Source organism: Sphingomonas sp. 66-10 (assembly GCF_001897045.1).
GTDB lineage: Bacteria > Pseudomonadota > Alphaproteobacteria > Sphingomonadales > Sphingomonadaceae > Sphingomonas > Sphingomonas lycopersici.
The window spans coordinates 1-10,199 of sequence record NZ_MKRR01000052.1 but is presented as its reverse complement, the minus strand read 5'-3'; the positions used below and the strand labels follow the sequence as shown (position 1 = coordinate 10,199).

Annotated in this window: 10 protein-coding genes and 1 pseudogene; 7 read left to right on the top strand and 4 right to left on the bottom strand. The window is 61.4% G+C overall.

Going from position 1 to position 10,199, the window contains the following annotated elements; all coding sequences use genetic code 11:
- Positions 1-63 precede the first annotated feature (63 nt).
- Together BGN95_RS05735 and BGN95_RS05730 are read right to left on the bottom strand one after the other, a co-directional pair.
- Entirely contained in the window at positions 64-645 is a 582-nt protein-coding gene (locus BGN95_RS05735; RefSeq protein WP_286771921.1) for a response regulator transcription factor, read from the bottom strand.
- Positions 646-1,522: 877 nt separating this feature from the next.
- A complete protein-coding gene (locus tag BGN95_RS05730; protein ID WP_286771920.1) occupies positions 1,523-1,771 on the bottom strand; it encodes a DUF6894 family protein in 249 nt (82 codons plus the stop codon).
- Positions 1,772-1,876: 105 nt separating this feature from the next.
- Between BGN95_RS05730 and BGN95_RS05725 the strand changes: the two genes are divergently transcribed.
- The 5 genes from BGN95_RS05725 (at position 1,877) to BGN95_RS05700 (ending at position 8,038) form a co-directional block, all read left to right on the top strand.
- Positions 1,877-2,650, top strand: a complete 774-nt coding sequence (locus BGN95_RS05725) for a Crp/Fnr family transcriptional regulator (protein ID WP_286771919.1) — start codon at positions 1,877-1,879, stop codon at positions 2,648-2,650.
- A 621-nt stretch (positions 2,651-3,271) separates the two neighbouring features.
- The gene (locus BGN95_RS05720) at positions 3,272-3,442 is read left to right on the top strand and encodes a hypothetical protein (protein ID WP_286771918.1); all 171 of its coding nucleotides are present in this window, start codon (positions 3,272-3,274) and stop codon (positions 3,440-3,442) included.
- Positions 3,443-3,642: 200 nt separating this feature from the next.
- On the top strand, positions 3,643-6,243 hold the full coding sequence (mgtA, locus tag BGN95_RS05715) for a magnesium-translocating P-type ATPase (RefSeq protein ID WP_286771917.1): 2,601 nt from the start codon (positions 3,643-3,645) through the stop codon (positions 6,241-6,243).
- Entirely contained in the window at positions 6,240-6,479 is a 240-nt protein-coding gene (locus BGN95_RS05710; RefSeq protein ID WP_286771916.1) for a hypothetical protein, read from the top strand. Before mgtA ends, BGN95_RS05710 begins: the two co-directional genes overlap by 4 nt.
- Before the next feature lie 776 nt (positions 6,480-7,255).
- Positions 7,256-8,038: an alpha/beta fold hydrolase gene (locus tag BGN95_RS05700; RefSeq protein ID WP_286771915.1), complete on the top strand. Its 783-nt coding sequence runs from the start codon at positions 7,256-7,258 to the stop codon at positions 8,036-8,038.
- Between the two features lie 7 nt (positions 8,039-8,045).
- Here the strand turns inward: BGN95_RS05700 and BGN95_RS05695 are convergent, their stop codons facing one another.
- A complete protein-coding gene (locus BGN95_RS05695; protein ID WP_286771914.1) occupies positions 8,046-8,384 on the bottom strand; it encodes a winged helix-turn-helix transcriptional regulator in 339 nt (112 codons plus the stop codon).
- 89 nt (positions 8,385-8,473) lie between these two features.
- Here BGN95_RS05695 and BGN95_RS05690 point away from each other — a divergent pair, with 89 nt between their 5' ends.
- Positions 8,474-8,800 (top strand): nuclear transport factor 2 family protein, encoded by a 327-nt coding sequence (locus BGN95_RS05690; protein WP_286771913.1) that lies wholly within the window; start codon positions 8,474-8,476, stop codon positions 8,798-8,800.
- Entirely contained in the window at positions 8,797-9,579 is a 783-nt protein-coding gene (locus tag BGN95_RS05685) for an SDR family oxidoreductase (protein ID WP_286771912.1), read from the top strand. The genes BGN95_RS05690 and BGN95_RS05685 overlap by 4 nt, the downstream gene beginning before the upstream one ends.
- 477 nt (positions 9,580-10,056) lie before the next feature.
- On the opposite strand, the pseudogene BGN95_RS05680 reads toward BGN95_RS05685, so the two are convergent.
- Positions 10,057-10,199: pseudogene (locus BGN95_RS05680) on the bottom strand (IS110 family transposase); the annotation flags it as partial.

Below are 10,199 nucleotides of genomic sequence, written 5' to 3'. Positions count from 1 at the left end.
CATTGTAGCGCCTAGTCGTATGCTCAGTCATATGGCTCACTCTTATCTAAGAGCGAGACCCTGTCAGGTCATTTCGGGGGCCAACTCACCGAGCTTCTCCATGGCGTTGGCCCGGCAGCGATCGACATCCTGCTTCGGCATGTGGAGTTGCTCGGCGACGGTACCGCTGCCCGCGCCGTTGCTCAGTTTCCGCAATATCTCGATTTCCGTCCTGTCGAGGTGCGAGAGGAGCGCCCGCGCGGACTGCTTGCGATCAGCAGCTACTTCCTCGCTTGCCAACAAGCGAAATCCGTCATCAAGCGCGCGAAGCAGCACCTTCATCTCAACAGGCTTGTACAGGAAATCGATCGCCCCGGCTTTCATCGCGCAGAGCGCCGTCACAAGGTCGGCATGTCCCGTCAAGACGATGACGGGAAGGCTCACCCCTTCCGCAATGAGCTGGCGCTGCACGTCGAGCCCCGACGTGCGATACATCCTCACATCGAGCAGAATGCACCCGGGTTCGAGATCATGCGCATGTTCGAGCAAGGCGTCCCCCGAGACCCAAGGAATGGGCTCGAGCTTGGCCGTCATCAGCATGAAACTGAGCGATCGCCGGATCGCCGGTTCATCATCAACGATGTGAACCGCTCGAAATCTCTCCACCGCAACCTCCGAACCTGACTTCTGAGCTACGCAACGGAAACAGACGAAGTTACATAAACCAAACTTCACGCGGTTAACATGGGTTAAGAAAACCGTGAGAATCCAAGAGGTCAGCCTATGCTAATTCAATCTGGAGCAATTCGACTCGGCTGGTGAAAACGCGGCAAAGCCCAACCTACAAGTCGCCTGACGGAAATCGAACAAAGCGTTGGAACAGATCAACTTTTTTGCGCGGCGTGCAAAAGCACGGCGATCGGAAAAAGGATCTCCGCTGATCTTCAGGACGACAATTTAACGCCGCGCCTTCCTATCATCATATAACGCGCGGGGAAGTTTGCGATTTCGGGACCTGCTGTTTCCCCTGACCCGTTCGGCCTGGTCCTCCGGCTCTTTGCGTATATGCGCGAATTTGGCGGCGGGTTACATGGCAAACGTCAGTCAGGAGCAGAGGATCGCTTTGGGCCGCTATGGCGGTCGTGGTTCGACGATCTGTGATGAGAGGACTGATGCCGCCTGCGGCGTTTCCGGAAGCTACGCTCCACTGGAGCGTCGAACCGCGGGAACGCCGCAGGTTTTTCCAGGCAGGCACGATCGCGCACACAAAAATCTGAACGATTTCAAGAGGGAATGTTATGCTCCCACGACTGCGCACCATTCCGGACGAAATCGTCGAATGCATCGCGGAAGGGCGCGCGCCAGACATTTTCGAACTGCTTGAAGTTTGCCGCCCATATCGAGCGCGGCGTTGGTAAATTATTTACCGAGAATAACGCCGATAACTCAAAATCGTCGCCGTACCTCCGTGCGGCACGCAGCACTCGCAGGCACCGCTTAATCCCGGTACTCGTTGCGATCCCGAGCGCCGTCGTGAGGTCAGCTAGCTCGCCGCACCCCGGACCTCAACCGCGTCCGTGAACTTGAGCTCATGAACAACCATTCCATGCTCGTCCTCGATCGTCAGCTTTTGATTGAGATCGATACGCCCTTCCTGAACATCATGCGCGATTATCGCCCGTGCCTCCCGAAGCGCTTGCGCAGGGAGCTGAGCGGGGTCGTCGATTTCGGTACCTTGTGGGTCGATCAGCCGACTTTCACCGTCCGACAGATGAAAAAAATAGCGGGACACGCGACCTCCTTCGAATTTACGCCGTACCAAACTTAACCTCAATCAACCATTCGGTGTCTTACGTATTGCAGTCATGATTCCTGGCGGGGATGCTACGGGCAGGCTATGCATGAAGGCAAAGACCCCCATCCGCTGGTCGGATTGATCAAGCGTCTCAGGCTCCATGCCAATCTGACGGAGCGTGGCGCTGATGCGATCAAAGCGCTGCCATACCGCTTGTCGCTTCTCGGCGCGCACCAATGGCTCGCCCGGGAAGGGGACGACACAAATTACTGCACCATTCTGGTCGATGGCTATATCCAGCGTTTTCGGCTGACGGCGCATGGCGAGCGCCAGATATCGGCCTTCTATGTCCGCGGCGATCCGATCGATCTCGATCGCCTCTATCTGCCAGTGGCTGACGACAGCCTTCAGGCGATTAAGGGATCGACCATCGCTCGCATCGAGTCCCAGGCATTGCGCGACCTCCTGGGCCGCGAACGGGAAATCGCCGACGCGGTCATCACGTCGATGCTGGTCGACGCGTCGATATTTCGCGAGTGGATTCTGAACGTCGGCCAGCGCGATGCGGTCAGGCGGATCGCCCACTTGCTGTGCGAGCTCGGTCTCAGGCTGGAGGTACAGGGAATAGATGTGCGCCAGTCGCCAATCCCGCTGACGCAGCAACAGATCGGGGAGGCGACGGGCCTTACCTCGGTGCATGTCAATCGGACACTCAAGCAGATGACGAGCAAACGCTATATCGGCCGTGTAGGGGCTCTTGTTACACTGCCCGACATGGCGTTGCTCCGCACGGTCGCAGGGTTTGATGATCGCTATCTGCATATCGGTTATCACGATCAGGCTGTCGGACGGTCTCCAATCGGAACGCTGGTATAGCTCCGCGCGCTGCCCGCGTCATCGATAGATATCAATATAATCAAAGGCTTAGCGGTCCACGCCCGGCCGACTACCGTGAAGCAAAAGCCGGAAGGCGCGGGAACCGCGACCGCAAAAATGAGGCCGGCGGCCTCCGCCCACGCTCCTATTCCTTGTGAGACCCCAACCGCCCGAGGTTCGCCGCCTGATAGGACGTGCCGTGCGGCCGTCCTAAAGGCACTCGAATCCGCCACAAAAGCTAAAATGGATGTGAGCTGGGGCTGAGCACGGCGCTGGCGTTGATTGCCGCGCAGCCGGAGAAGCGAGAAAACCCCTGCGTCTTACGCGTGGCAAACATTGTTCTGTCCCCTGTCCCGCGCAATCCTGATGGACAGTTGGCACTTGTGATGGATTGACGTCTCCTCGGATCGCTTTGCGATCCTTCTTCCCGGAGCGGCGCAGCCTCGTCCGGTACATCCGGGACTCTACGCATCACGAGGTGTTCGAACGCGGCCTATCCTTCCGCCATGGAGAGTTCCGGCATGGGCATTCACGTGGATGGGGCGCTTATGCGGCGGCAAGACCCAGTGCAGCCTCGTTCAGGCACCGCAGTGCTGTTCCGCTTTGCCTTTCGACTTGGTTGTGGTTGCGTTCGCCCTGCTGTCGTCAACGCATTACTACTCTCCTGTCGCCGCGACGTCTGCCTTGTGCCTGCTGCTCTCGGACGGGTGCTTCATCGCCGCCTCGGCCTTCGCCGAGGCGCCGCTCGGCGCGGGGATCAATCGCTGGCATGAAGGCGCCGCGTTTCTGTGACTTGCCGCCCTCCTGTATTTTTGGACCTGAACAAGGAATGGGTGCCGTTCAGCAGGTCACCGCACGGCAAGGGGGAACAGCAAACGATTCAGGTGTAAGCATTCCTCTGTTCTGCATTGGCCTGGCGGGAAGCGCCGACATGACGCTTGTGTTGGTTGATCGACAAATCTTTCACTGGCCGCACAACGGGGAGGGATAGCTTGCGCGCGCAATCCGACTGCTCGGGATCGCTCTCTGCCCTCTCGGGCATGGCGCGAATGGCCGATGCCGATCTGTATGCCCGCCTGAACTCCGGTGTCGAGGGGCTGGAATCGACCAGGGCGCAGAAGCGCCTACGCGCCGATGGCCCCAATCGAATAGCCGAGGAAACACAATATTCGCTGATCCGCGAAATCTGGCGGCGTTTGCGGACGCCACTCAATGGCTTGCTGTTCGGGCTTGCCATCACGTCTTGGCTGCTGTCGGACGTCCGTTCTGCGATCGTCATCGCGGTGATGGTCGTGCTGAGTGTGGGGCTCGGCTTCATCCAGGAGCACCGCTCCAGCCAGGCGGCGGCGCGGCTCAAGCAGATGGTGCAGGTGCATGCGAGCGTCCGAAGGCTTGGTGCGGCTGGCGTCGATACTGATGGATTCAGCCAAATTCCACTTGAGGACGTCGTTGCTGGCGATGTCGTCAGGCTGGCGGCCGGCGACCTCATTCCCGCCGACCTGCGCCTGTTGAAAGCACATGACCTCTACGTCAACGAGGCGCCGCTTACGGGCGAGGCGATGCCTGTCGAAAAACAGGCTGAGATACCCAGCCAGGACGAACCCCCGCTCGAGATGGCCAACCTGTGTTTCATGGGCACAAGCGTGGTTAGCGGGTTTGCCACCGGAATTATCCTCCAGACCGGCCGCGCCACCTATTTCGGTGAGATCGCCGAGCGTATCGTGGCCGCTGACAGCGCGACGAACTTCGACAAGGGCATCAATCAGTTCGTCTGGCTGATGTTGCGCTTCATGATGGTACTCGTTCCGCTGGTCTTCCTGATCAACGGCCTGACAAAGCACAATTGGTTGGAGGCGCTGTTCTTCGCGGTGGCCGTTGCGGTCGGCCTCGCGCCGGAAATGCTTCCCATGGTCGTGACCATGAACCTGGCACGCGGGGCAATCGCCATGTCCCGCCAGCGCACCATCGTCAAACGCCTCAATGCCATTCAGAACTTCGGCGCGATGGACGTGCTGTGCACCGACAAGACCGGCACCCTCACCCAGGACAAGGTGGTGCTGAAGCTCCATCTCGATGTCGCCGGGAAGGACAGCGAGGAAACCCTGGCCTATGCCTGGCTCAATTCGCATTTCGCGAGCGGCCTCAGAAACCTGATGGACGAAGCGATCCTCTCGCATCCCGGTATTTCAGAACATCCGGTCGCAGTCGGCAGCTATGCAAAGCTCGACGAGGTGCCCTTTGATTTCCAACGACGCCGCGTGTCGATCGCCGTCCGTCGGGATGGCGAGCCGCCATTGCTGATCTGCAAGGGCGCGGTTGAGGAAATATTCGCGATCTGCACGGCTTACCGGCAGGACGGCGCCGATCACCGGCTCGATCAGTCGCATTTTCATGCGATCCAGGATCGCACCACCAAGCTCAATCGCGACGGTTTCCGCGTGCTGGCCATCGCCTGCCGGTCGCTCGATCACGCGCGTGGCGCTTGTACCGTGGCCGATGAACGCGAACTCACCCTGATTGGTTTCGTAGCCTTTCTCGATCCGCCCAAGGAGACCGCCGGCGCGGCGCTTCGGGAACTGCGCGACATGGGCGTCGCGGTAAAGATCCTCACCGGCGACAACGATCTCGTCACGGCAAAGATATGCCGCGATGTCGGCCTGCCAATTGAGCGGATTCTGCTAGGAAGCGATATCGAGGGACTCGACGATGCCGCGCTTGCGCGCGAGGCCGCTAGCACCCAGGTGTTCGCCAAGGTATCTCCCGCCCAGAAAGCGCGGATCATCACCGCGCTCCAGGGCGCCGGGCACGTCGTCGGCTTCCTCGGCGATGGGATCAACGACGGCCCGGCGCTCAAAGCGGCGGACGTGGGTGTGTCGGTCGACAGCGCCGTCGACATCGCCAAGGAATCGGCCGACATCATTCTGCTCGAAAAGAGCCTGCAGGTGCTTGGTGCAGCCGTCATCGAGGGTCGGCGCACCTTCGCCAACATCGTCAAGTATATCCGCATGGGCGCGAGCTCCAATTTCGGCAACATGTTCAGCGTGCTCGGCGCCTCGATCATCCTGCCATTCCTGCCGATGGCGCCGCTGCAGGTACTGACCAACAACCTGCTCTACGACTTCTCGCAGACGACCATTCCGACCGACAATGTCGATCCCGAATATCTCGCGAGCCCGCGCAAATGGGAAATCGGCAACATCGCCCGGTTCATGTTGTTCATCGGGCCGATGAGCTCGATCTTCGACTATGCAACCTACGCGCTCATGCTTTTTGTCTTCAATGCATGGCACGATCCAGCGCTGTTCCAGACTGGCTGGTTCGTAGAGTCGCTGCTGACGCAGACCATGATCATCCATATCATCCGCACCGGACGGATTCCCTTCGTCCAGAGCCGTGCTAGCACTCCGCTCATCGTGACGACCATGGTCATTTGCCTCATCGGGGCAATCCTGCCGTTCTCTCCGATCGGAGGCGCGCTGGGGTTCAAACCGCTCCCGCCGCTCTACTGGCCGTTCATCTTCGCCTATCTCCTCGCGTACTGCGTCCTTACCCATTTCGTGAAACTGTGGTTCTTTCGTCGATATGGCGCGTGACGCGTATCCGCGTCGAGGTCGACCGGCTTGCGGCTTCGTCACCCCCTGTTCGAGTCTTCAGGCGGATCGCTTCGGCCTTCCCGTTCCCCGGTTTGGTGGCAAAAGCTGGCTCGTTGAGTGCTGGAAATTGGCATGCTGGTGATTTGGGGACTGATGGCTATTTCGTCGTGCTGGTGGCGATCGGGGTGATCTGCGCCACGCTCTACGTCCACTTCAGACGGATGAAGTGGCTGTAATCGCGCGGATGACCGCCCAGCCGCTCGACCTCATACAATGCTTCGAAGAGCCTGAGCGCCTCGCTTTGCTCTCGCATTTGTAGGCGCCGTCGTCCGCGACATCTGCGCCGCAGCGGCGGGCGAATTCCGGCAGGATCGCATCCGGAGAATCGTCAGCCAATGTCGCCTCGCTCTCCACCCCGTGCCGGAGCGCGAAGAACAGGTTCGAACCGGGGCTCGGCCTGCCGTGCTGCCAATGCACGCCGTGGAGCCCACCCGCGCCGAGCCGGATCTTGAACGGCCCAGTGCCCCCAGTTGCTCGCGATGATTGCACCGCCTTTTCCAGCCACCGGACCAGATCGCGTATGACTTCATCGTAGGCGACATGGCTATGGTCGCCATGCTTGTAGAAGCCCAGGCGGACACCGCCCAGATTTCACCATTGTCCTTGTACCAGCGCACGATCGTCTTGGTGGTCCGGTCTTCCCCGATCGCGGCCGAGAGGACATGACCGTTGGCGGTGCGGCCGCCGGATAGTCCGCCAAGCTCCCGGTCCCCGATCGGACGAAGATGGTGCTCCCAGCTCGGAAACAATCCATCGTCCACCGCGGGCGCTGCGCCTTGGGTCGCCGGCAGCAGGCGCGCATAGATGCGCGGGCCCGGCGCTATCCGGGCTACCCGCACGGCATGCTCACCACCCACGCCGACGTCATCAACTCGGACCTGCTCGCCTTCATCAGGGCCTGAGCTTCGTCGTGAGGCGACGGCCGTCGCCTCGCCGACACAGGAGAAAATCGATGCGTGCAATGCTTTCAATCGCTACACTGGCGCTGCTGACAAGTTCCACCTCCCTGATCGCGCAGCCGGCACCCACGCCGGTCCAGACGGAGACCCCAGTCGTCGCGCGCAACGTCGTGCTGGTGCATGGCGCTTGGGCCGACGGCTCAAGCTGGAGCAAGGTGATCCCGCTGCTCCAGGCCGCCGGGCTCAACGTCACCTCGGTGCAGAATTCGCTCGCCTCGCTCGAGCAGGCGGACGCCGACGTGCGCCGCGCGCTGGCCGCGCAGAATGGACCGACCGTGCTGGTGGGCCATTCGTGGAGCGGCACCGTAGTGAGCGACGTCGGCGACGATCCCAAGGTATCCGCGCTGGTCTATGTTGCCGCGCGGGCACCCGCTGCCGGCGAAGACTTTCTGACGCTGCAACAGCACTTTCCCAACACGCCTGCGCGCGCCGGGATCGTGACGATGGCTGGATACACGACCTTGTCGCAGTCCGCGTTCCTCGATGATTTTGCCAGCGGCGTGTCGAAGCGCGAAGCCATGGTACTCTTCGCCGAGCAAGGGGCCACCGCCGCTAGCCTGTTCGGCGACCGGACCAGCGCAACAGCATGGGCAGCCAAGCCCAGCTACTACGCCGTTTCGCGCCAGGATCGGACCATCGCGCCGGAGTTCGAGCGCTATCTGGCGAACCGGATGCACGCGACGACGATCGAACTCGACGCCGGCCATCTGTCGATGGTCACCAAGCCACGCGAGATCGCCGACCTGATCATCCGGGCGGCGGGCATCGAGCTGTGAAATTGGTTCATCCGCCGTCGGGCGCCTCTCGCTCGGCCGCCCAGGTGAGCAGTGCATCCAGTGCTGGGCACAGCGCTTGGCCCCAGTCGGTCAGGCTGTACTCCACCTTGGGCGGCACCTGGTGGAAGATCGTCCGGCGGACGATGCCGTCCTGCTCCAGCTGCCTGAGCTGCTGGATCAGCATCTTCTGCGACACCGCGGGAATCGCGCGCTCGAGCTCGGAAAAGCGCAGCACGCGACCGCCGAAGAGATGGAAGAGAATCACCAGCTTCCATCGGCCTTCGAGCAGCTTGAGCGCTTTCTCGACGCCCTCGGCCGCGGTCTCGCGGGTGTAATCGTGTCCCATACCTTGAGGTAAGTACCCTACTTTTTCGTCAGTACTTGCCCATGAACCAGCGACGGCCGATCTGTCTACTGCGCAAGAGGAGAATCGACATGCCCCCTGTCTTACCGAAGCCAATCGCCGCCTATTTCGCCGCCGATGCAGGAAATGGCGCTGCCGTCGCCGACTGCTTCACTGCCAACGCCATCGTGGTCGATGAACAACAGACCTATCAAGGTCGCGACGCGATCGCGGCTTGGCGCTCCGAGGCCGTGGCGAAGTACCAATATACGAGCGAGCCGATCATGGTCGAGAAGGTCGAGGATCGCACGATCGTCACCGCACACTTGGTCGGGAACTTTCCGGGCAGTCCCGTCGACCTGCGCTATGCCTTCACGCTTGCGGACGGCGCCATCGCACGGCTGGAGATCGTGCCATGAGCTTCGATCTGGGCCTGAAAGGCAAGCGCGCGCTGGTAACCGGCGGCACCAAGGGCGCAGGCGCGGCGGTGGTCGCAGCACTGCTGGAAGCGGGCGTGCAGGTCGTAGCGGCCGCGCGAACGGTGCCGGCGGAAGCGCCGCCCAGGCTGGACTATGTCGCCGCCGACCTGATGACTGCCGAAGGCTGCGCGGTGCTTGCTGCGGCCGTCCTCGATCGACTTGGCGGCGTCGACATCATCGTCAACATGCTCGGCGGGTCGAGCGCCCCACCGGGCGGATTCGCCGCGCTGAGCGATACGGAGTGGTTCGAGGAACTGAACCACAACCTCATGCCCGCGGTCAGGGTCGATCGGGCGCTGCTGCCGTCGATGATCGCGCAAGGTTCCGGCGTCATCGTCCACGTGACTTCGATCCAACACGAGCTGCCGCTGCCGGAATCGACGACCGCCTACGCCGCGGCCAAGGCGGCACTTTCGACCTATAGCAAGAGCCTCTCGAAGGAAGTGACGCCGAAAGGCGTTCGGGTGGTCCGGGTATCGCCTGGCTGGATCGAGACCGACGCAGCTGTGGCGCTGGCCGAGCGCCTCGCTCACGACGCCGGCACGGATTATGAGGGTGGCAAGAAGATCATCATGGATTCGCTCGGCGGCATTCCGCTCGGCCGCCCGGTTAAACCGCACGAAATCGGCGACCTGGTGGCCTTTCTCGCTTCCCCGCGAGCGGCTGCGATCACCGGCACCGAATATGTCATAGACGGCGGGACTGTTCCGACCGCTTAGAGGAGAGGGCGGATTCGGGCGCCTCCCAACGGACGCGCGGGGTCCGCTTTCGCTAGAAGCTGCCACTCAACATGGTCGCCTCGTAGGGCAGGAAAGTCCCGGACCCGGCCTTTCGGCTCTATCGACGAGGCTCCTGCGGCGAACGGCAGCTTGTCTAATCGCATATCCTTGGTCAAGCGCGTCGGCGTATAAGTCGAGGGCAGCGCCAGCATGGTGACCGGCACGATCGCGTTCTCACGGTTTATTTTCAGCTGCCGCCTTCGCGCGAGGGGACGTCGTTTGCCGGGAGCAGGGTTGTCTCCGCGGTCGGCATAAGCCGCCGCACGATGGGTCTTCGCAGGTAGAGCCTTCCTATGTTTCAGTCGCAGTCTTCTTCAAGCTGCCGCCTGTCATCCGGAATAGCCCGACCCACGTCCACAGCAGGGACGCCTCGACGCGCCATAGCGGCGTGCTGAGAGCGGGGGCTGATGGTCGCAGTTAAGCGACGGCGCCAGCCGATGCGTTGAAGGCTTCTCCTGTCTTGAGCATGGTATGCATGATCACTGCGAGTTTGCGCGCTACAGCCACGGCGGGGCGTCGATAGCCCAGCCGTTCGCGCAACTTGAGGCCCCAATCTTTGA

Bases quoted from the DNA above. Each gene is read 5' to 3' on its own strand.
- BGN95_RS05695 (WP_286771914.1), bottom strand. From the start codon at position 8,384: ATGGGACACGATTACACCCGCGAGACCGCGGCCGAGGGCGTCGAGAAA.
- BGN95_RS05690 (WP_286771913.1), top strand. From the start codon at position 8,474: ATGCCCCCTGTCTTACCGAAGCCAATCGCCGCCTATTTCGCCGCCGAT.
- BGN95_RS05725 (WP_286771919.1), top strand. From the start codon at position 1,877: ATGCATGAAGGCAAAGACCCCCATCCGCTGGTCGGATTGATCAAGCGT.
- BGN95_RS05685 (WP_286771912.1), top strand. From the start codon at position 8,797: ATGAGCTTCGATCTGGGCCTGAAAGGCAAGCGCGCGCTGGTAACCGGC.
- BGN95_RS05700 (WP_286771915.1), top strand. From the start codon at position 7,256: ATGCGTGCAATGCTTTCAATCGCTACACTGGCGCTGCTGACAAGTTCC.